21 protein-coding genes are annotated in these 21,790 nt (G+C 61.7%); 8 read left to right on the forward strand and 13 right to left on the reverse strand.

Annotated elements, in window-relative coordinates; genetic code table 11:
- Positions 1-10 precede the first annotated feature (10 nt).
- From ispG to hemA, 3 genes are all read right to left on the reverse strand, one after another.
- A complete protein-coding gene (ispG, locus tag F8A10_RS06565; RefSeq protein ID WP_010392330.1) occupies positions 11-1,132 on the reverse strand; it encodes a flavodoxin-dependent (E)-4-hydroxy-3-methylbut-2-enyl-diphosphate synthase in 1,122 nt (373 codons plus the stop codon).
- Between the two features lie 131 nt (positions 1,133-1,263).
- Positions 1,264-2,481, reverse strand: a complete 1,218-nt coding sequence (locus F8A10_RS06570) for a helix-turn-helix domain-containing protein (protein WP_152366952.1) — start codon at positions 2,479-2,481, stop codon at positions 1,264-1,266.
- A gap of 105 nt (positions 2,482-2,586) precedes the next feature.
- On the reverse strand, positions 2,587-3,816 hold the full coding sequence (gene hemA / locus F8A10_RS06575) for a 5-aminolevulinate synthase (RefSeq protein WP_010392335.1): 1,230 nt from the start codon (positions 3,814-3,816) through the stop codon (positions 2,587-2,589).
- Between the two features lie 169 nt (positions 3,817-3,985).
- Here hemA and F8A10_RS06580 point away from each other — a divergent pair, with 169 nt between their 5' ends.
- The gene (locus tag F8A10_RS06580; protein ID WP_152366953.1) at positions 3,986-5,371 is read left to right on the forward strand and encodes a M20/M25/M40 family metallo-hydrolase; all 1,386 of its coding nucleotides are present in this window, start codon (positions 3,986-3,988) and stop codon (positions 5,369-5,371) included.
- 95 nt (positions 5,372-5,466) lie between these two features.
- On the opposite strand, the gene F8A10_RS06585 is transcribed toward F8A10_RS06580, so the two are convergent.
- From F8A10_RS06585 to F8A10_RS06605, 5 genes are all read right to left on the reverse strand, one after another.
- A complete protein-coding gene (locus F8A10_RS06585; protein WP_010392337.1) occupies positions 5,467-5,976 on the reverse strand; it encodes a CarD family transcriptional regulator in 510 nt (169 codons plus the stop codon).
- Between the two features lie 451 nt (positions 5,977-6,427).
- Positions 6,428-6,766, reverse strand: coding sequence for a ferredoxin FdxA (fdxA, locus tag F8A10_RS06590; protein ID WP_010392338.1), 339 nt, complete (start codon positions 6,764-6,766; stop codon positions 6,428-6,430).
- Between the two features lie 176 nt (positions 6,767-6,942).
- Entirely contained in the window at positions 6,943-7,218 is a 276-nt protein-coding gene (locus tag F8A10_RS06595) for an RNA-binding S4 domain-containing protein (protein WP_010392340.1), read from the reverse strand.
- Positions 7,215-10,124: a helicase-related protein gene (locus F8A10_RS06600; RefSeq protein ID WP_010392342.1), complete on the reverse strand. Its 2,910-nt coding sequence runs from the start codon at positions 10,122-10,124 to the stop codon at positions 7,215-7,217. Before F8A10_RS06600 ends, F8A10_RS06595 begins: the two co-directional genes overlap by 4 nt.
- Positions 10,124-10,843, reverse strand: a complete 720-nt coding sequence (locus F8A10_RS06605; protein WP_029371275.1) for a tetratricopeptide repeat protein — start codon at positions 10,841-10,843, stop codon at positions 10,124-10,126. Before F8A10_RS06605 ends, F8A10_RS06600 begins: the two co-directional genes overlap by 1 nt.
- Positions 10,844-10,892: 49 nt before the next feature.
- Between F8A10_RS06605 and F8A10_RS06610 the strand changes: the two genes are divergently transcribed.
- The 7 genes from F8A10_RS06610 to F8A10_RS06640 all read left to right on the forward strand — a co-directional run bounded on the left by F8A10_RS06610 (position 10,893) and on the right by F8A10_RS06640 (position 18,541).
- Positions 10,893-11,177 (forward strand): SCP2 sterol-binding domain-containing protein, encoded by a 285-nt coding sequence (locus F8A10_RS06610; protein WP_010392346.1) that lies wholly within the window; start codon positions 10,893-10,895, stop codon positions 11,175-11,177.
- A 3-nt stretch (positions 11,178-11,180) separates the two neighbouring features.
- Positions 11,181-12,125 carry an alpha/beta fold hydrolase gene (locus F8A10_RS06615; protein WP_010392349.1) on the forward strand — a complete coding sequence of 315 codons (945 nt, stop codon included), beginning with the start codon at positions 11,181-11,183 and terminating at the stop codon, positions 12,123-12,125.
- Between the two features lie 78 nt (positions 12,126-12,203).
- Entirely contained in the window at positions 12,204-14,054 is a 1,851-nt protein-coding gene (locus F8A10_RS06620) for a M3 family oligoendopeptidase (protein ID WP_010392350.1), read from the forward strand.
- Between the two features lie 177 nt (positions 14,055-14,231).
- Positions 14,232-15,413 carry a dipeptidase gene (locus F8A10_RS06625; RefSeq protein WP_152366954.1) on the forward strand — a complete coding sequence of 394 codons (1,182 nt, stop codon included), beginning with the start codon at positions 14,232-14,234 and terminating at the stop codon, positions 15,411-15,413.
- 35 nt (positions 15,414-15,448) lie between these two features.
- Positions 15,449-16,108 (forward strand): glutathione S-transferase family protein, encoded by a 660-nt coding sequence (locus F8A10_RS06630; RefSeq protein WP_152366955.1) that lies wholly within the window; start codon positions 15,449-15,451, stop codon positions 16,106-16,108.
- 130 nt (positions 16,109-16,238) lie between these two features.
- On the forward strand, positions 16,239-18,209 hold the full coding sequence (parE, locus tag F8A10_RS06635; protein ID WP_010392356.1) for a DNA topoisomerase IV subunit B: 1,971 nt from the start codon (positions 16,239-16,241) through the stop codon (positions 18,207-18,209).
- The gene (locus F8A10_RS06640) at positions 18,206-18,541 is read left to right on the forward strand and encodes a YnfA family protein (RefSeq protein ID WP_010392358.1); all 336 of its coding nucleotides are present in this window, start codon (positions 18,206-18,208) and stop codon (positions 18,539-18,541) included. Before parE ends, F8A10_RS06640 begins: the two co-directional genes overlap by 4 nt.
- On the opposite strand, the gene F8A10_RS06645 is transcribed toward F8A10_RS06640, so the two are convergent.
- The 5 genes from F8A10_RS06645 to ccoS form a co-directional block, all read right to left on the reverse strand.
- On the reverse strand, positions 18,510-18,950 hold the full coding sequence (locus F8A10_RS06645; RefSeq protein ID WP_193668089.1) for a hypothetical protein: 441 nt from the start codon (positions 18,948-18,950) through the stop codon (positions 18,510-18,512). The two genes, F8A10_RS06640 and F8A10_RS06645, sit on opposite strands and share 32 nt — an antisense overlap.
- Positions 18,951-19,063: 113 nt before the next feature.
- Positions 19,064-19,567 carry a phosphatase PAP2 family protein gene (locus F8A10_RS06650; protein WP_010392363.1) on the reverse strand — a complete coding sequence of 168 codons (504 nt, stop codon included), beginning with the start codon at positions 19,565-19,567 and terminating at the stop codon, positions 19,064-19,066.
- A gap of 16 nt (positions 19,568-19,583) precedes the next feature.
- Entirely contained in the window at positions 19,584-20,246 is a 663-nt protein-coding gene (locus tag F8A10_RS06655) for an ABC transporter ATP-binding protein (protein WP_010392365.1), read from the reverse strand.
- Complete coding sequence (locus tag F8A10_RS06660) at positions 20,239-21,540, reverse strand: lipoprotein-releasing ABC transporter permease subunit (protein ID WP_152366956.1); 1,302 nt, start codon at positions 21,538-21,540, stop codon at positions 20,239-20,241. Before F8A10_RS06660 ends, F8A10_RS06655 begins: the two co-directional genes overlap by 8 nt.
- An 87-nt stretch (positions 21,541-21,627) precedes the next feature.
- Positions 21,628-21,786 carry a cbb3-type cytochrome oxidase assembly protein CcoS gene (gene ccoS, locus F8A10_RS06665; protein ID WP_010392371.1) on the reverse strand — a complete coding sequence of 53 codons (159 nt, stop codon included), beginning with the start codon at positions 21,784-21,786 and terminating at the stop codon, positions 21,628-21,630.
- Between the last annotated feature and the right edge of the window lie 4 nt (positions 21,787-21,790).

The raw sequence follows: 21,790 nt of genomic DNA on the forward strand, positions 1-21,790 counted from the left end.
CGTTGCGGGCTTATTCTGCGGCAGAGGGCGTAGCCTCGATCTCGGCCGCGCGCTTTTCGACCAGTTCGACGATATGGTCGATCATCTGATCATTCGACATCTTATGATTCTGCTTGCCTGCCAGATAGACCATCCCGGACCCGGCACCGCCGCCGGTAAAGCCGATATCGGTCATCAGCGCCTCACCCGGACCATTCACCACACAGCCGATGATCGACAGGCTCATCGGGGTCTTGATGTGCTCAAGCCGCTTTTCAAGGATCTCGACCGTCTTGATGACGTCAAAGCCCTGACGCGCGCAGCTGGGGCATGAGATGATCTGTACGCCACGGGTGCGCAGGCCCAGAGACTTGAGTATCTCGAATCCGACCTTCACCTCCTCGACCGGATCGGCCGAGAGGCTGACGCGGATCGTGTCGCCGATCCCCATCCATAATAGGTTGCCAAGGCCGATAGCGGATTTGACCGTGCCAGACATCAGCCCGCCGGCCTCGGTAATGCCCAGATGGATCGGCGCATCGGTCGCCTCGGCCAGTTGCTGATAGGCGGCAGCAGCCAGAAAGACGTCGCTGGCCTTTACGCTGATCTTGAATTCGTGAAAATCGTTGTCCTGAAGGATGCGGATGTGATCCAGCCCGGATTCCACCATCGCATCGGGACAAGGTTCACCATATTTCTCAAGCAAATGCTTCTCAAGGCTGCCTGCGTTCACACCGATACGGATCGAACATCCGTGATCGCGCGCAGCCTTGATAACCTCGCGCACGCGATTGGCATCACCGATGTTGCCGGGATTGATGCGCAGGCATGCTGCCCCTGCCTCGGCCGCTTCAATGGCGCGGCGATAGTGGAAATGGATATCTGCCACGATCGGCACCGGACTTTCCCGGCAGATTTCGCGCAGCGCCCGGGTCGAGGCTTCGTCCGGGGTCGAGACGCGCACGATATCAGCACCGACATCCGCCGCACGGATGATCTGGTCCAGCGTCGCGCGCACGTCCGAAGTGTCCGTATTGGTCATGGTCTGGACGCTGATCGGTGCATCACCCCCGACCGGCACATTCCCAACCATGATCCGGCGCGACTTACGCCGGTCAATATTGCGCCACGGGCGAATCGGATTATGCGACATGGCTAAAGCCTTTTCCTGCGCAGAGGGCGGATTGACCCGTCACAGATAGGCCGATGCGGCCGGACGGACAAGCCGTCCGCCCCCTGCCCGGTCCAAGATGCCGGATCCGTGACCGGCATCCTGCGTCTGGGTTATTCCTGTTCAGCGGGTTTTTCTGGCTGATCAGCCGAAGCCAAAGATACCATTTCGGCCAGCCTCGGATCCTTGGCCAGATCGGCAGCGGCGAATTTGGCTGTTACCGCCGTCGGCGACAGCTCGACATTCTTGACCACCTTGGCACCCGGCGCGGCGGGGCCATAGGTACGGCCGTTAACTGCGAAATAGACCGCGCCAGAGTTGCCCGCGCGCAAGATCGGCGGGGCCTCAAGCTTAGGCAGCGCGAAACGTTCGCCCGCATCCATGATCTTTTCAAGCAGCACCGTACCGTCAGCCGAGGTGACGCGCACCCAGGCCGGCTGGGTAACAAGGATCTCGACCTCGGGCGCATCGGGTGCAACGGTGCGTACCGCCGCCTGCTCTTGCGGCATGGGGGGGCCATAGACCTGCTGATCCTGAACCGATGCGGTGCGCACAACAGCCTCGCCATCGTCGGGCTGCATCGCCGGCGCATCCAGACCCGGATCAATCGCGGCAATCGGCCCGTCACGGGCAACCAGCACCGGCACCTCCAGCGCCTGCGGGCGATAGGTACGGTCCAGCCCTTCGGGCCGCGGCAGGTTAACCTGAGCCGATTCAACCGTCTCAGGCTCGGCCGCTTCCTGCACCGGATCAAGCGCCGCGATCACGCCCGGCGCCTGATCGCCGGGCGTCAGGTTGACCTTTTGCACCTCCTGCAGCACCGCCCAGCCACCGTAGCCGAGGCCACAGGCCAGGACGATCATCACAAAGAGCGAGCCGATGGCGCGCGGCTCGAACGAGCTCCAGATGCTTTCCTGCTTGGGCAGAAAGATCGGATGCGGATTAGCCAGAGCCTCGGCCGGATCCGCAGGCCGCCGCTGAGGCTTAGGCCCCGAGGCGGCGGGTGCCATGCCATGCGGGGGCTGAAAGCCCGACTCAAGACAAAAACGGCGGAAGGTCCATTCCGGGTCCATACCCAGATAACGGGCATAAGAGCGCACATAGCCAGCGATAAAGCTGGGCGTATCAAAAGCAGAGGTATCGCAATTCTCGATCGCCGCAACGTAAGATGCGCGAATGCGCAACTCGCGCTGAACATCCAGCAGCGACTTGCCCAGCGTGGCGCGTTCGCCCCGCATCAGGTCGCCAAGACGAATGTCCGGATCGTCAAAGCCCGGCGGCAAAGCCACCGGCTCATCATGCGACGGAGGATTCCCCCTCAGCCCGATCATCGCGCCTGCCTCATTCTTGCTGCTCGCCCTCCCGAATCGGAAGAAACTACAAATTGATTAAAGCAAGGTTATCACGGGTGCGAGAGGTCTTCACCCCGAAACCGTTCAGGCAGCAGAAGTAGAACGGTTCAGTTTACATTGCGACCACAGGTTATCCATGGCGCGCACGAGGTGATCAATCTGCCGGGAATCATGCACCGGAGAAGGGGTAAAGCGCAGCCGCTCGGTCCCACGCGGAACGGTGGGGAAGTTGATCGGCTGCACATAGATGCCAAAGTCGCGCAGCAACATATCCGACAAGGCCTTGCAATGTACGGGATTTCCGACATGCACGGGCACGATATGGCTGCCGTGATCCATGATCGGCATGCCCAGGCCGCGCAGGCGCATCTTAAGGATACGGGCATTGAGCTGCTGACGGTCGCGCAGCAACTGCCCCTCGGCCGTCTTCAGGAAGGCAATCGAGGCAGCCGCCCCTGCCGCCACCGCAGGCGGCAGCGAGGTGGTGAAAATAAAGCCCGGCGCATACGAGCGAATCGCATCCACCATCTTGGCAGTCGCAGCGATATAGCCGCCAAAGACACCAAAGGCTTTGCCAAGCGTGCCGTTAAAGATGTCGATGCGATCCATCAGCCCGTCGCGCTCAGCGACACCGCCGCCGCGGGGACCGTACATGCCAACCGCATGAACCTCATCAAGGTAGGTCAGCGCATTGAATTCATCGGCCAGATCACAAATCGCGGCGATGGGGCCAAAATCGCCATCCATCGAATAGATTGATTCAAAGGCGATCAGTTTCGGGGCGGAGGGATCGTCAGCCTCAAGCAATTCGCGCAGATGCGCGACATCATTGTGGCGGAAAATGCGCTTGGCACCGTCGAAACGCTTGATCCCCTCGATCATCGAGGCGTGGTTCAGTTGGTCCGAATAGATGATCAGCCCCGGAAACAGCTTGCGCAGGGTCGAAAGCGTCGCGTCATTGGCGATATAGGCGCTGGAAAAAACCAGTGCCGCCTCTTTGCCGTGCAGATCGGCCAGCTCGACCTCAAGCTGTTTGTGATAGATCGTGGTGCCCGAGATATTGCGCGTGCCGCCTGAACCGGCACCGGTCGCATCCAGCGCCTCATGCATCGCGGCCAGGACGACGGGATGCTGCCCCATGCCAAGATAGTCGTTGCCGCACCAGACGGTGATCTCGGTCTCGCTGCCATCGGGACGGGTCCAGACCGCCTGCGGATAGGCCCCCTTGCGGCGTTCGATGTCGATGAAGGTCCGATAACGGCCTTCCTCGTGCAGCTTGCCGATGGCCTGATCGAGGGCGGCTGAATAGTCCATTACAGATCCCTTGCCTTGCTTGAACTTGCTCGCTTGGGGGATCATGTTGCGATCCCGCGGGTGACCCTTTGATAAGTGCCGGAACCGGGAAAATACAGCGTAAAAATGTCGCACCACTACTAAGATAGCAGGGATTTTCTCTGAGGAAATCAATCAGGAAAGGCGAAAAATGGCGGACAATTCCAAAATCGACGAAGTACTTTCAACCCTTGATGAAAATCTGCCGCAATCGCTGGACCGGCTGATGGAATTCCTGCGCATTCCGTCGATTTCGACCGACCCGGCCTATAAAGACCGCGTCCGGCAGGCGGCGGACTGGCTGTGCGCGGAACTGGCATCTTTGGGCTTCGAAGCCTCGGTGCGCGACACGCCCGGCCATCCTATGGTTGTGGCTCATTCGCAAAAAGGCGACCGCCGACCGGCGCTGTTTTACGGACATTACGACGTTCAACCCGTCGATCCGCTGGAGCTGTGGGATCGCCCGCCCTTTGAACCCGAAATTCAGGACACGCCTAATGGCAAGGTGATCCGCGGTCGCGGTTCGTCCGACGACAAGGGCCAGCTTATGACCTTTGTCGAGGCAGCACGCGCCTGGAAAGAGATCCATGGCAGCCTGCCCTCGGATCTGGTGCTGCTGTTTGAGGGTGAAGAGGAATCCGGTTCTCCGAGCTTGCGTCCCTTTCTGCGTGAAAATGCCGCAGAGCTGCGCGCCGGGATCGCGATGATCTGCGACACCAGCCTGTATGCCGATGGCCGCCCGGCCATCACCACCCAGCTGCGCGGCCTGTACGGGGATGAGATCATCCTGCGCGGCGCGGACCGCGACCTGCATTCGGGCGGCTTTGGCGGGCTTGCGGCCAACCCGCTGCAAGTGCTGGTCGATATCCTGTCGGGCATCAAGGACGCTGATGGGCGTATCACCCTGCCCGGCTTTTACGACGGGGTCGAGGAACTGACCGAAGAGCTGCGCGCCGATTGGGAGGCGCTTGGCTTCGACGCCGGTGAATTCCTCTCGCGCGTTGGGCTGAAACATCCGATCGGAGAGCGTGGACGTACCGGGCTTGAGATGGTCTGGAACCGCCCCACCTTCGAGATCAATGGCATCACCGGCGGCTATACCGGCGAAGGCTTCAAAACAGTTCTGCCGGCCGAGGCCCGCGCCAAAGTCAGCTTTCGCCTGACCGGCGCCCAGAACCCCGGAAAAATCCGCGACAGCTTCCGCGCCTATGTGCGCGCCCGTGTGCCTGCCGATTGCGCGGTCGAGTTCCAGGATCACGGCGCAAGCCCCGCAAGCCGCATGGATATCTCGGACCCGGCTTTTGCAGCAGCCAAGGCGGCCCTGACAGAGGAATGGGGGCGCGAAGCTGCCTATATCGGTGCCGGAGGCTCGATTCCGATCGCCGGGGATTTCAAAGAAATCCTGGGCATGGATACCATGCTGATCGGCTTTGCCCGCGATGACGACCGCATCCACTCCCCGAACGAGAAATATGACCTGGAAAGCTTTGCCAAAGGGGCGCGCAGTTGGGTGCGCATCCTTGCCGCACTGTCATAAGGCCAGCGCCGGGCGGCAGTGCTGCCCGGCACGCTTTGGCGGAAATGAAAAAGGGCGCCCGGTCGGGCGCCCTTTTTCATGACATATGCTTGCGCTTAGGCTGCGCGGGCAGTCAGGACCGCATCGACCTTTTTCTGCGCGCCTGCTTCGTCCATGCCGCTGACGGCGGCGACTTCGCGGGTCAGACGGTCCAGAGCGGCTTCGTAAAGCTGACGCTCGGAATAGGATTGCTCGCGCTGATCGTCGTTGCGATGCAGGTCGCGAACCACTTCGGCAATCGACATCAGATCGCCCGAGTTGATCTTTTGCTCATATTCCTGCGCACGGCGCGACCACATCGCGCGCTTGACGCGGGCCTTGCCCTTAAGAGTGTCCAAAGCACGCTCGACCAGGTCGGGGGTCGAAAGGCCCCTCATGCCAATCTCGGTCGCACGGGCGGTCGGCACACGCAGGGTCATCTTGTCCTTTTCAAAGGAGATGACGAACATTTCGAGTCGCAGCCCTGCGACTTCCTGCTCTTCAATTGATACGATCCGACCCACGCCGTGAGTCGGATACACCACAAAATCATCGGGGCGGAATTCGGTCTTCTTGGCTTTCGACATTGGGCTTCCTTCGCAGTTGCGCCACGGCGCGGCACAAAAGGCCCAAAAGGAGGGAGAGTCCCTCCTTACAGGCCGGGATTATTATTCTTGCGCTTCCGATCGGGCAGACGATCAGGACAGGCAGCGGCGCCGGACGGGCTACGAAAAGCAACCCATCCGGCGCGGGATGGCCGCACCATAACACATAATTCGCCTTGTTTCAAAGGCTCGCTGCAAAGCAGCGTCCGACCTGTTCGATGCGAAAAAACCTTGGAAACTCAGATACTCGCAACCCAACACACCAAAAGGGCCGGGACATGATCCAAGACGAATCATCTGCGCCCATCACGAGACTGAACTAGCCCTTCGACCTGGATGTTGCCAGCACGACACAGGTGAAAAGCCCCATTGGTGCATAATGATCACAGTCGCTGAGCACCGCAAACGGACAACATGCCCCAAAAATCGGGCATCAATCGCCTTCGCCAGGAGCTTCCGAAAAATATTTTTCCAGCTTGCCGGCCTGACCATCCATTTCCTGATAGCCGGGCATCGGGTCTTTCTTGCGGGTAATCACCGGCCAGAGTTCGGCATATTTGCGGTTGAACTCGACCCAGGTTTCCATCCCCGGCTCGGTATCGGGGCGGATGGCGTCGGCCGGGCATTCAGGTTCGCAAACACCGCAGTCGATGCATTCGTCGGGATGGATGACCAGCGTATTTTCGCCCTCATAGAAACAGTCTACCGGGCAAACCTCGACGCAGTCGGTGTATTTGCACATGATGCAGTTTTCGGTAACGACATAGGTCATGGCGCGATATTCCTGTTTCCTGATCGGCTAGTTACGCCCGCGGCCGGCATCAATCAAGGCCGGGACTAAGGAAAAGACGGGGATACAGCCCGGGACCGGCCGGCACGGGATGTCATTCCGTCACGGGCCGCAGGGGCAGAACCGGGTTCCTGACCGCCCCACCCCAAGGCAAACGGCTAGGATTCGATTTCCTCATATAACAGCGCGGCCTCGCTTGCCGGGCCGCGCCGCTCACCCAAAAGCAGGACCCGCAGCACCCGCACCCGCCCATGGGCCGAGACGGTGACAGTGTCACCGCCCCGCACCACCTGCGCCGGTTTACGGCAAGGCTGGCCATTCACCCGGATGCCGCCCGCGCCGATTGCATCGGCAGCGAGCGTCCGGGTACGAAACAGCCGCGCATGGTGCAGCCAACGGTCAAGCCGGATTGCTCCGCTGTCGCCTGCGCTCACGTTTTATTCTTGAGCGCGGCCAGAATGGCGAAGGGGCTGTCGGGATCGGCCTGCTTTTCAGCGCGCGGAGGACGCGCCTCAAAATTCTTGGGCCCATCGTGGCGCGGCTTGCCCCGAGGCTTACCCTTGGGTCCACGTTCACCCGACTCGCCGCGACGCTTACCCTCAAAGGGCTTACCCTCACGCTTGCCACCCTCGGCCCCGTTCTCACGGTCACGGCGCGGGCCACGCTCACCTTGCGGACGGCCCTGCCCTTGCTGACCCTGCGGCCGCTCACCCCGCTCAGGGCGGCGATTGCGCGGACGCGGAGCCCAGGTGAAGGTATAAAACACCTCAACCTCAGCCTCTTCGCCAGAAGCAGCAGGTTCAGCCCCTTCAGCGCCCGAGGCTGCCTCTTCCTCGGCCTTGCGGGCGGCCTGCTCGGCCTCCCACTGCGCGCGGGTTTCAGCTGCGAGAACGCTTTCCTCTTCGGTCAGCGGGTTGGCATGCTCTCCGGCCTCGGGCGCGGGATCAGCCACCGGCTCGGCCGCAGCGCGAACCTTGGGACGTTCACCACGTTCGGCGCGATAGCCCAAACCACGCATCAGGCCCGAGAACTGCTCTAGCGTCATGCCGGTGATCGACAGCATGTCCGGCGTCGCCTCAAAACCGCCACGGCTGTCCTGAGTGCGCAGCATATCAGCCAGCCGTTCGAGCATGTCGATACGGATCGCCCGTTCGCCCGCCGGATGATAGCCCGAAAGCGTGTAATAGCCCTTGGGCACATCGGGCAGGTTCGGAATGGTCACAAGGCCCGGAGGCGGGTTTTCAGGAAATTCGCTCAGCCCCTGATCAAGGCCCCAGAGCACCAGCCGCAGCCGCGTAGGCGCCGGTTTCAGCAGGGCTGGCTGGAAGATGGTGAACTGGCCAAAGCGCACGCCATGTTTGCGCAACATCCCGCGCGCGTCCTGGTCAAGCTCCTTGACCTCAGATGCGACGCCTTCGCGCGGCAGAACGCCCAGTGCCTCGACAAGGCGGAAGGCAAAGCCGCGGGCAAGGCCCGACAGCGTTTCGTCATTACGCAACGCCAGCAGCGGCTCAAACAGCGTCGCGATCTTGCGGTCGATGAAATGCTGCAGACGGCGGCGCACCTTTTCGGTGATCTCGGGGCCTGCTTCTTCGTCAACGAAGGCTTCGACTCCCGGTTTCAGCGCCTCGCCCCCCTTGACGAGCTTGCCCACCGCCGAGCTGCCCCACATCAGGCCGCCCTGTTCGGTGAAGTCCAGCTCGGTATCCGGCGCGTTGTAGAACCGGTCGGCGCGCAGATGGAACTCGGGCCGCAGCGCCTCATAGGCAGCACGCTGCAGCATCCGCGCCTCGTCTCCGGTCGCGTTTGGATCGGCGTGGAAGCGGAAGCCCTCCAGACGGCCGGCAAATTCGCCCTCAACCGTCACTTCGCCCTTGTCATTCACCTCGGCCAAAAGGCTCTCCTTCTGTTTGAGCCGGCGCAGCAGCACTGATGTGCGCCGGTCCACGAATCTTTGTGTCAGGGCCGCGTGTAACGCGTCCGACAATCGATCTTCTACCGCGCGCGTCTCGGCACGCCAATGACTTTCATCCGAAACCCAGCCGGATCGTTGGGCAACATAAGTCCAGGTCCGGATATATGCCAAGCGTTTCGACAATGTGTCGATATCGCCTTGTGCGCGATCTATGCGCCGGATCTGGCCGGCCAGCCAGTCCCCGGGCACGCCACCTTCACGCAGGAAACCAAAGATACGCGCCAGCAAGGTCGCATGCTCTGCCGGAGAAATGGCGCGAAAATCGGGAATACGACAGACGTCCCACAATAGCCGCACATCGCGGGGATGCGTCACCTTGTCGCGAATCTCGGGCATCGCGGAAAGCGCCTTCAGCGCCCGCAGGTCGTCAGCTTCGCGCCCCCGCACCAGCCATTCCGATTGCGAGGATGCCTCAAGGCTTTGCTGCAACCGCTCGACCGAACCATATTCAAGCGCCCCGTTGCGCCAGCTTAGCCTTTGAATCGGCGCGAACCGGTGGTTCTCGATGGCCTCGATCAACCCTTCTTCCAAAGGGGCGGCATCGCCGGTGACGCCAAAAGTCCCCGGCTCGGTATGGCGACCGGCGCGGCCAGCGATCTGGCCAAGCTCATGGGGGAAAAGCTGGCGAAAGCGGCGGCCGTCGAATTTCTCGGTCGCTGAAAAGGCGATATGGCGGATGTCGAGGTTCAGCCCCATACCGATGGCATCGGTGGCGACCAGATAATCCACCTCGCCATTCTGATACATGGCGACCTGAGCGTTGCGGGTGCGCGGGCTCAAGGCCCCCATGACCACTGCGCAGCCGCCCTTTTGACGGCGGATCAGTTCAGCCGTGGCATAAACCTCATCGACCGAGAAACAGACGATAGCCGAGCGTGGCGGCATACGGCTGATCTTTTTCGAGCCAGCCCAGGACAGGGTCGAGAATCGTTCACGCCGCATGAACTGTGTCTGCGGCACCAGCGCGGCAATCGCCGGACGCATGGTGTCACTGCCTAAAAGCAGCGTCTCGTGCAGGCCGCGCATGTGCAAAAGCCGGTCGGTAAAGACATGCCCGCGTTCAGGGTCGGCACAAAGCTGGATCTCGTCGATGGCAACGAAATCAGCCCCGACCTCGGGCATGGCCTCGGTGGTGGCGACCCAATATTGCACCCGCTCGGGCACGATGCGCTCTTCGCCCGTGACCAGCGCCACGACCGAAGGACCCCGCGCCTTGACGATGCGGTCATAGACCTCGCGCGCAAGCAGCCGCAGCGGCAGGCCGATGACCCCCGTGCGATGTGCGAGCATCCGTTCTATGGCGTAATGGGTCTTGCCGGTATTAGTCGGGCCAAGGACGGCCGTGACCCGGGATTTATCGTTCATCAGGCGTCCATGCCTTGCAATTTCTGTTCAAGCCGCCGGACCGCGTCCTGCGCATCCTGCTGATGGGGGTGGATCTGCAGGCTGCGGCGATAGGCGGCGAGCGCCTTTCCGTCATCGCCCAGCTCTTCCAGAATCGTGCCAAGCTGGGTCAGAGCGTTGAAATGGCGCGGTTCAAGGCGCAGCACCTGCTCAAGATCGGCAAGGGCAGGCCCGAAATCCGCATCGAGATAAAGCGCGACCGAACGCAGATACCAGCCCGCGGCGAAATCCGGTGCGTGATCGGTCAGCGCCGTCAGGTGGCCGATAGCGGTGACCGTGTCGCCTGCGTCCAGCGCCGCCTCACCGCGCTTGTAAAGCAAATCCATCGCTGCCGAGCCCGAACGGGACCATATCCGCAGGATATCGGTTTCTGCGCGCGCCCAGGTCTCGCCCTCGGGCTGGGCCAGTTCGACGAAAAGCAGGTCCAGATCCTCACGCTCGCGCAAGCGTGCCTCGGATGTGGGCTCGGCTGGTGCAGCGGGTTCGGACAGTGGCTCCGCAGCACCCGAATCGCTTTCATTTTCAGGAGAATTTTCTTGCGGGGCCACTCCCTGTACGGGTATCTGATGAACCGGCAACCCTGGGGCCTGCCAGGCATACGAACTGCCCGCCAGCCCCAGAAGAAGCACTGTCGCTACGGCACGGTGGAAATGAGGGACTGGCGCAAGCATACTCACCATGTAACTTTCCCTACCGTCTAATTCCAGACACGAGAACAGGAGATCGAGAATGAGCAAAGTGGTCGATGCTGCCGTGGCCGCACTGGACGAAAAGGCCAAAGGCTTCGACGGCACCGCGAAATTCGTCATCGAGGGCGAAGGCTCGGTCTATATCGACACCAATGGCGCCCGCGCCGCCGATGACGAAGCCGATGTGACACTGACCGCCAGCCGCGAAACCTTTGAAGGGCTGCTTGCGGGCGATGTGAACCCAACCACCGCCTTTATGACCGGCAAGCTGCGGGTCGATGGCTCGATGGGCACGGCGATGAAACTGGGGGCCCTGCTCTCCTGAAACATGAAGCCTGCGCCCTTTAACACCCTGCCCGGCGATCCCCTTCCCACGGCCCGCCCCTTCTGGGTCCGCGCCGAGGATGGGGTACGCCTCAGACTGGCACATTGGGCAGCGGGCAACGCCCTGGGAACAGTGCTGCTGTTCCCGGGCCGCACCGAATATATCGAGAAATATGCCGAAGTTGCCGCTGATCTGAATGCGGCAGGCTTTGACGTACTGGCCATAGACTGGCGCGGACAGGGCATGTCCGACCGGCTGCAGCCAGACAAACGGCCCGGCCATATCGAGGATTTCGCCGATTACCAGCGCGACGTGGTCGAAATGGTTGTCGCCGCGCAGGAACTGGACCTGCCGCAGCCCTGGCATCTGTTGGCTCACTCCATGGGCGGCACCATCGGCCTTGCCGCACTTGAAGCCGGGCTGCCGGTGCAAACAGTGGTATTCTCGGCCCCGATGTGGGGTATCAATCTGCGCCGCGTGCCGGAGCCTTTGGCGCTGGCGCTTGCCGGCCTTGCCCGCCGTCTGGGCCGCGGCGAACGCCCGGCCCCTGCCACAGGTGGTGACGAAAACTTCGTCCTTCTCGATTCCTTCCGCCGCAATCTGCTGACCGGGGACGGACGCCGCTGGGGCCGGCTGGTCGCCGAAGCCGCGACCTGGCCTGATATCGCTATCGGCGGGCCAAGCTACAGCTGGCTGCGCGCAGCAATCCTGGAATGCCGCCGCCTTGCCGCCCGACCTTTGCCGGCGCTGCCCGCGCTGATCGCGCTTGGCGCCCGCGAAGGGATCGTTTCGCCCCGCGCCATCCGCAGCCGCACCGCCGATTGGCCCGGAGCCACCCTGCTGGAACTGACCGACAGCCTCCACGAACCGATGATGGAGCGTGACGCCATCCGCAATCGTTTTCTTGGGGCAGCCATCGCCCATTTCCACGCCGCCGCCACAGTTTGACACCGGTGGAATTGATGCGGGACGGGTTGCAGCCCGGCCATTCAGAGGTCACATCTTGGTCATACGAAAGGACCGAAAATGATGATATCAGCCTGCACCTTCGTGAACCGTATCCTGCCGCGTGACGAGAATGCCCTGCCTGTCGCAGCCGAGGCCCCTGACCTGGGCAAGCTGCCGGAATGGGACCTGAGCGACCTCTACCCCGCTCCGGACTCACCCGAACTCGCCCGCGATCTTGAGACGGTGGAACAGGCCTGCAGCGACTTTGCCCACGATTACGAAGGCAAGCTGGCCTCGCTTGACGCCGAAAAGATGCTTGACTGTATCGAACGGTATCAGCAGATCGACATCCTCGCCGGCCGGATCATGTCCTATGCGGGGTTGCGCTATTATCAGAACACCACTGATTCCGAACGCGCCAAGCTGATGGGCGACCTGCAGGATCGCATCACGACGGCGACGACAAGGCTCGTGTTCTTCAGCCTCGAATTCAACAGCATTCCCGACACCTGCTATGAGGACATCTTTGCCGCGCCAAACGGTCCTGCACGCTACAAGCCGGTGTTTGACCGCATGCGCGCTATGCGCCCCTATCAACTGTCAAATGAGCTTGAACGTTTCCTTCACGACAATTCCGTCGTCGGGGCAGCGGCCTGGAACCGGCTTTTTGACGAAACCACCGCAGCTCTGACCTTCCAGGTGGATGGCGAGGAACTGGGGCTCGAAGCGACGCTGAACCTGCTTACCGACCACGACCGTGCACGACGCGAAGCCGGTGCCCGTGCGTTGGCCGAGGTCTTTGGCCGAAATATCAAGCTCTTTACCCGCATCCACAACACGCTGGCCAAGGAAAAGGCCATCGAGGATAAATGGCGCAAGATGCCAACGCCGCAAACAGCGCGGCACTTGTCGAACCATGTCGAACCCGAGGTGGTCGAGGCGCTGCGCAACGCCGTGACCGCCGCCTATCCGCGCCTGTCGCATCGCTATTACCGGCTTAAGGCGCGCTGGCTCGGCCTCGACAAATTGCAGATATGGGACCGCAACGCGCCGCTACCCTCGGAAAGCCCGCGACTGATCACATGGGGCGAGGCCCGCGATACGGTCCTTGGCGCCTATGCCGGTTTCTCACCGAAACTGGCCGATCTCGCCCAGCCCTTTTTCGATCGCGGCTGGATCGACGCTGGCGTCAAGCCCGGCAAGGCCCCCGGTGCCTTCGCGCACCCGACCGTCACCACGGTTCACCCCTATGTGCTGCTGAACTATCTTGGCAAACCACGCGATGTCATGACCCTTGCCCATGAACTGGGTCACGGCGTCCACCAACGGCTTGCAGCTGCGCAGGGGGAGTTGCTGGCCTCAACCCCGTTGACGCTTGCTGAAACCGCCTCGGTCTTTGGCGAAATGCTGACCTTCCGCGCACTTCTGACCAAGACTACGGACAAGGCGCAGCGCAAGGCACTTCTGGCTGGCAAGGTCGAGGACATGATCAACACGGTCGTCCGCCAGATCGCCTTCTATGACTTCGAATGCAAACTGCACGCCGCCCGTGCCAAAGGTGAACTGACGCCCGAGGATATCAACGCCCTGTGGATGTCGGTACAGGCGGAGTCGCTGGGCGATGCCTTCGAATTCATGCCGGGCTATGAAAGTTTCTGGACCTATGTGCCGCATTTCGTCCACTCGCCCTTCTATGTCTACGCCTATGCATTCGGCGATGGGCTGGTGAACGCACTCTACGCCGCCTATGAGGATGGCCTGCCAGACTTCCAGGCAAAGTATTTCGACATGCTGGCAGCCGGGGGATCGCGCCACCACAAGGAACTGCTCGCCCCCTTTGGCCTCGACGCCTCAGACCCCGCGTTCTGGGACAAGGGCCTGTCGATGATCGAAGGTTTCATCGACGAACTTGAGGCGATGGAGGCCTGATCCGACCCCCCGGGGTCACACGAAACAAGCTCTAACCCCTTCTTTCGTGTTAAAATATCCCGGGGAATCCCGAAGGGATGGGGCAGAGCCCCTTCCCCGGCGGCAGCCGGGACAGTTTTTCATCGCCTGTCCCGGACACCTGTCCTATGCTGCCCGCAAACAAGGAAAGGGGACAGCATGATCCGCAGACTTCGGCGCATCATCCTTTGGCTTCTGGCGCTGGCGGCTCTCGCAGCCACTGCCGTGGCAATCTGGGGCCCGGCCTTTGTCGAACAAAGACTGAACCCGATCACCATGCCCGAGGCCGGCTGGCCGGTGACGCCACAAGCCGAGGCCCTGCATCAAAAGCTTGTCATCGGCGACTGGCATTCCGACGCGCTTCTGTGGGACCGTGACCTGCTCGAACGCGTTGACCGCGGCCATGTCGACATTCCCCGGCTGATCGAAGGCAATGTCGCGGTACAGGTTTTTACTACTGTTACCAAAAGCCCGCGCGGCCAGAACTACAGCCAGAACTCGGCTGAAGCCCCCGATAACATTACCCCCCTTTTTATCGGCCAGCTCCGCCCCCTGCCCAGCTGGTTCAGCCTTAAGGAACGGGCGCTCGTTCAGGCGGCGGCTCTGCGCGATGCCGCCGAACGCGCACCTGATCAGGTCATGCTGATCCGCTCGGCCGAGGATCTCCAGACCCTGCTCGAAGCGCGGCAGAACGGCGCAAAAACCGTCGGCGCCATCCTCGGGACCGAAGGCGCCCATCCCCTCGAAGGCAATATCGGCAATCTGCAGGTGCTTTATGGTGCGGGCTTCCGCCTGGTCGGGCTGACGCATTTCTTTGACAACGAACTCGGCGGCAGCCTGCATGGAGAAGGCAATGACAACTCGGGGCTGACCCCATTTGGCCGCCAGGTTGTCGAAGAGATGATCGCCAAACGCATGATCGTCGATCTTGCCCACGCAAGCCCACAGGTGGTGCGCGACGTGCTGACCATTCCCGGCGTGCGGCCGATCCTGTCTCATACCGGGATCCATGGCCAATGCCCGAGCCCGCGCAACCTTGATGACGAATTACTGCAAAAGATCGCGGAAAAGGGCGGCCTGATCGGCATCGGCTACTGGGCCGATGTTGTCTGCGGCCGCACCCCGGCCGACATTGCCAATGCAATCACGGCGGCAATCAAGCTTGTGGGCGAAGATCACGTCTCACTCGGATCGGATTACGACGGCTCGGTCGATGCCCCATTTGATGCGGCTCATCTGGTTGCGCTGACCCAGGCGCTGATGGATGCTGACCTGAACGACGAACAGATAGCTAAGGTCATGGGCGGAAATATGATGCGCTATCTTGCGCAGGTGCTTTAACCGCGCAACACCAAAGCCATGATCAGGAGAAACCCATGCTGACCATCCATGGCGTCACCCGCTCGCGTGCCTCGCGCATCATCTGGCTTTGTCATGAACTTGACCTGCCCTTCAAACAGGTGCCGGTGATTCAGGCCTATCGCCTGGCCAATCCCGATGCGCCTGATGCGCCCCTGAACACTCATTCGGAAAGCTTTCTGAAACTGTCCCCCGCAGGGGCAATCCCGGTGCTGCAAGATGGCGATCTGGTGCTGTCTGAATCCTTTGCCTGCACGCTGCATCTGGCGCGCAAATACGGTCAGCCCCTTGGCCCCGGAGATGCGATCGAGGATGCGCTGATCCTGCAATGGAGCTTTTACGCCGTCACCTCGATCGAAGAAGACGCATTGACGATTCTGTCCAACCTCGGCAAAGGCTCGCCACGGCCACCCGAGGCCGAGAAGGCGATTTCCCAGGCTGCCGAACGCCTGCTGCGCCCGTTCAGGGTGCTTGACGACCACATTGCCCGCCACGGCCATATGGTCGGCGGCCGCTTTACCGTCGCCGATCTGAACCTGGCCGAGGTGGTCCGCTATGCTCAGGGACATGCCGGGCTGATGGGCCGTTTCCCTGCCCTGAAGGTCTGGCTTGAGGCTTGCCAGTCCCGTCCGGCTTTTCAGAAAATGTGGCAGGCGCGGCTGGATGAGCCCGCTTGAAATGCCATCTGATCGGGGCCCGGAAACGACAATCCCTAGCGGGCAGCCGCCCCGCGATCCACTTTCCCTTGCCCCCGGACCGCAGGACATGAGATAACGCCTGCTCAGAAGAACAAGACGAGCAGGTGCCATGGCTGACGATCTCTTTCCCGCCGCGGATAAGGCTGCCGAAAGCTATTCGGCCTCCTCCATCGAGGTGCTCGAAGGACTCGAGCCGGTGCGCAAACGCCCGGGCATGTATATTGGCGGCACCGACGAACGGGCGCTGCACCATCTGGTGGCCGAAATCCTAGACAACTCGATGGACGAGGCTGTTGCTGGTCACGCCAGCCGTATCGAGGTCGAGCTGCTGGCCGATTACTCGGTCACAATCCGCGACAACGGCCGCGGCATTCCAATTGACCCGCATCCGAAATTCCCCGGAAAATCGGCGCTTGAGGTGATCCTTTGCACGCTGCATGCCGGTGGCAAATTCTCAGGCGACGCCTATCAGACATCGGGGGGTCTGCATGGCGTCGGTGCCTCGGTCGTCAACGCGCTTTCTGACAGCATGGTGGTGCAGGTCGCCCGCAACCGGGAACTTTACGAACAACGCTTCTCGCGCGGCTTGCCGTTGGGTCCGGTCGAAAAGGTGGGTGCGGCACCGAACCGGCGCGGCACCACCGTAACCTTCCACCCGGATGAGCAGATCTTCGGGCACCACCGCTTCAAACCGGCGCGGCTGGTTCGCATGGTTAAATCCAAGGCCTATTTGTTCTCAGGCGTCGAAATCCGCTGGAAATCAGAAATCGACGACGGTGAAACGCCGCTGGAGGCGACCTTTCACTTCCCGGGTGGCCTTGCCGATTACCTCACCGAGGTGCTGGGCAATTCCTCGACCTATGCCGACCGTCCCTTTTCAGGCAGCGTCGATTTCAAGGAAAAATTCAACACCCCCGGCAAGGTCGATTGGGCAATCAACTGGACGCCCTCGCGCGATGGTTTCATCCAGTCCTATTGTAACACCGTGCCTACGCCCGAGGGTGGCACCCATGAGGCTGGCTTCTGGTCCGCAATCCTGCGCGGCATCCGCGCCTATGGCGAGCGGGTGAGCAACAAGAAGGCGGCGCAGATCACCCGCGACGACCTTCTGACCGGCGGCTGCGCGCTGGTGTCCTGTTTTATCCGAGAGCCGGAATTTGTCGGCCAGACCAAGGACCGCCTTGCCACGACCGAAGCGCAGCGACTGGTCGAAGGCGCGGTGCGCGATCATTTCGATAACTGGCTGGCGTCGGACACGAAATCAGCGGGCGCGATCCTTGATTTTCTGGTGCTGCGTGCCGAGGAACGGCTGCGCCGCAGGCAGGAAAAGGAAACCGCCCGCAAATCGGCCACGAAAAAACTGCGCCTGCCCGGCAAGCTGGTCGACTGCTCGGCCACCAACCGCGAGGGGACCGAGCTGTTCATCGTCGAAGGCGACTCGGCCGGCGGCAGCGCCAAGATGGCGCGTGAACGCACCACTCAGGCACTGTTGCCCCTGCGCGGCAAGATCCTGAACGTGCTGGGCGCAGCTTCGTCCAAGCTGGGCTCGAACCAGGAAATCGCCGATCTTTGCCAGGCGCTTGGGGTCGGCATGGGCTCGCGGTTCAACATCGACGATCTGCGCTATGACAAGATCATCATCATGACGGATGCCGATGTGGATGGGGCTCATATCGCCAGCCTGTTGATGACCTTTTTCTTTACCCAGATGCGGCCGCTGATCGACAAGGGGCATCTTTATCTGGCCTGCCCGCCGCTTTACCGGCTGACGCAAGGTGCATATCGCATCTATGTCGCCGATGACGCCGAGAAAGAGCACTGGCTTGCCAAGGGTCTGGGCGGCAAGGGAAAAATCGACGTGCAGCGTTTCAAGGGTCTGGGCGAGATGGACGCCAAGGACCTGAAAGACACCACCATGAACCCCAAGACCCGCAAGCTGATCCGTGTCTCGATCGACGAGGACGAAGGCGGTGAGACTGGCGATCTGGTCGAACGGCTGATGGGCAAAAAACCCGAGCTGCGCTTTCAGTTCATTCAGGAAAACGCGCAGTTCGCGGACACTGAAGAGCTGGACGTGTGACGCTGGCTGCGCCGATTGCGCTGTACGTTCTTGCGGCGCTGGCCGAGATCGCGGGCTGCTTTGCTTTCTGGGGATGGCTAAGGCTGGGCAAGTCCCCTTTGTGGCTGGTGCCGGGCGTGATCTCGCTGGCTCTGTTTGCCTGGCTGCTGACACGGGTGGACACGGATTTCGCCGGCCGCGCCTATGCGGCCTATGGCGGGATCTATGTCATCGCCTCGCTCGGCTGGCTTTGGCTGACCGAAGGGCAGGTGCCGACGCGCTGGGATCTGATTGGCGGGGCGCTTTGCGTTCTGGGCGCAATCATGATCCTGATCGGATCACGGGCAGCCTAGGCGCAACAGCCCCCCGCCCCGCACCTGGCAGGTCGAAGGCACGCCCCTTTGCCACGACTTTCTGCCAGTCCGCGCCAAGCGTTTCCCGCGCCGAAAGGGCATTCCCAGCCTCGGGCGAGCCATCTGAGACCATTCTGATCACCATTCCCCGGGAATAGTTTTGTTGGAATCCGACAATGATATCGCCCTGCCCCGCGCTGTCACTTTGATCGCCGAGGACGACGAATTTGTCGCCGCCCTTGCGGATCACCTCGATCGCAGCGGATTTGAAGGCAACGTTACGCGCGCCTGCCGGACCACAGGCCGGGGCAGCACGGGTCGCAACCTTGAACGTATCCTTGCTCATCGGCTGGATCTGGGTCTGGGCGCAGGCTGCAAGCATAAGCAGCAGCGCCGTCATTCCCGACATGACAAAAACCCCATCTGAAACCCCGCCTGAAGAACGCCCACCCCGCTTACACAAAGCAGGCGTGGACCCTCGAATAGGGTTATCCTGACGCTAAAACCTTGAGAAATGATTGATCAGAACCGCATGCCGACAGAAAAACTGGCACCTTCGCTGCCGATGCCAAAGCTGGCTGCACCAAAGCTGAATCCGACAAGCGCCCCGGTCCAGACCTGCTCGGGCGTATGCTCTCCGGCGTGAACCCTGCTCCAGCCGGTCAGGCCGGCGGCACCGTAGGCCAGCGCACCAGCCTCGGGTTGGTCATCGAAACATTTCCCGGCAAGATCCGCAGCGCCGAAAAATGCGGCAGCGGTATGACCCGAGGGGAAGCCTTTCCCCTCACCCGAGGGCCGGCGCGAGATTGGCTGGCCGTCAAAGAACTCTTTCATTCCCCAGACCAGCGCAGCTTGCAGCAGCCCCCGGACAGCGAAATCCTCAAACCGGCCCTGATCGGCGGCGCAGACAGCGGCGGCTAGCGGCAGGCCATATTTCATGGCCGTCCCGAATTGTTCGAACGGATCGGCTGCCACTGGTGCAGAAACCGCCAGGGAACAGGCGCAAAGCGCAGCCGCCAATCTCATGAGCACCTCCTTTGCCTCAACCGCCCAGACGGATTACCCGATCCATGCGCTGTGCGAGGTCAAGGTTATGGGTGGCGATCAGTGCCGCAAGGCCCGTCTCGCGCACCAAAGCCATCAGCACGTCAAAAACCTTGTCCGAGGTCGCCGGATCAAGGTTCCCCGTCGGCTCATCCCCCAACAGCAACGATGGCTGGTTTGCCAGTGCCCGGCAGAACGCGACGCGCTGCTGTTCGCCCCCCGAAAGCTGCGCCGGACGATGATCAGCGCGATGGCTCAGCCCGACGCGGCCCAACAGATCCAGCGCCCGGGCGCGCGCGGCCCCTTCGGCCACACCATTCGCAAGCTGCGGCAGGATGACGTTTTCCGCCGCCGAGAACTCGGGCAGCAGATGGTGGAACTGATAAACAAATCCCAACTGTTCACGCCGGGCCTCGGTCCGGGTCCGGTCGTTCTGCCCGCTCATGTCGCGGCCATTTAGCAGCACACGACCGCTGTCGGCGGTATCAAGCAGCCCCGCGATATGCAAAAGCGTCGATTTCCCGGCCCCCGAGGGCGCGACCAGCGCCACCACCTCGCCCTGCGCGACCGACAGTGACAGGTCCGACAGCACCGGAACCGGGGCGGGCCCGGCCAGTCCGTAAGTTTTTGAGATGCCTTCCAGAACCAGAACGTCACTCATAGCGCAGCGCCTCGACCGGGTTCATGCGCGCGGCGCGGCGCGCAGGAAAGATGGTGACGATGAAAGACAAGCCTAGTGACAGAACCGCAGCACGGAAAATGTCCCAGGCCCTCAGATCGGCAGTAAGCTGGTAGATGCCACGCACCTCGGGCTGCCATGCGCCGCCCCCGGTCAGTGCGTTCAGCGCCGCCATGATGTGATCGACGTTCAGCGACAGGACCACCCCCAGCACGACCCCGGCAATGGTGCCGATTACGCCGGTGAACGCCCCGCAAAGGAAAAAGACCCGCAGCACCGCACCTTCGGTCAGGCCCATGGTGCGCAGGATACCGATGTCACGCCCCTTGTTCTTGACCAGCATAATCAGGCCCGACGTGATATTCATCGAAGCGATCAGCACGAGGATCGAGAGGATGAGGAACATCACGTCATCCTCCATATCAAGCGCGGCAAGAAACGAACCTGAGGCATCGCGCCAGGTCCAGACCTGCGACCGCTCACCTGCCACCTGCAGCAAAGGCAGCGTCCAGTCGTCGATCCGTTCGGGGTTATCCACAAAGACCCCGATTTCGTCCGCCACACCCTCGCGGTTGAAAAAGCTCTGCGCCTCGGCAAGTGGCATATAGATCCGCGTCTGGTCCACATCGTAGCGGCCGGCCGAAAAGATAAAGACCACCTCAAAGGATTCCACCCGCGGCGTAGTGCCAAAAGGCGTCCTGGCACCGTCGGGGGCCACAAGCTGCAACCGGTCGCCCAGCCCGATGCCAAGGTCGCGTGCCATGCCGATACCAATGGCGATGCCCTGATCAAAGGCATCAATGTCACCTGCCGATCGTTCGGAATCAACGATCCCGGACATCGCCTTGAGCGACTCGGCCGTCACGCCATAGACATCGCCCAAGGCGGCCGCATCGCCCTGCCGCGCCATGACCTGCGCCCGCACCGCCGGGACCGCGCGGGTCACGCCGGGGATCTGGGCGATGTTGGCGGCGACGGCCTCATAATCCTCGACCCGGCCGGGGGTGACATAGGTTTCCTCGGTCAGCTCATTATAGATCTGTGTCGGCGCGTAATAGACCGTGCTATGTGCATTGGCACCCAGGATCGTATCGACGAAATCGGACCTGAACCCGGCGCGCACCGCAAGGGTGGTGATCAGCGCCATCACCCCAAGGGTAATGCCGATCAGGCTGATCCAGGTCATCACGCTGACCCCGCCCTCGGCGCGGCGTGCGCGCAGATAGCGCCAGGCAATCAGGAATTCATATCGAGAAAACGGGGCGGGACTGGCCATCGCTCACCTGTCTGTTGGCTCGCGTCTGATTGACCTGTCCCCGCCCGCAATGCAAGCCAACAAGGCCGTGACCGGCAAAGCGATGCATCAGGGCTTGGGCCGGTCGTCCCATTCGGTGCTGAGGATCCGCTCGGCGTCGCCCTTTGGGTCCTCATATTGCCGGCCGCGCAGCGCCCAGATGAAGGCAATAAGCCCCAGCCCGCCAAGCGCGAGCGAGACCGGGATCAAAAGGCCAAGAATCTCCATCCCG

Origin of the sequence: Paracoccus kondratievae, from assembly GCF_009301415.1 — a bacterium.
Lineage (GTDB): Bacteria > Pseudomonadota > Alphaproteobacteria > Rhodobacterales > Rhodobacteraceae > Paracoccus > Paracoccus kondratievae.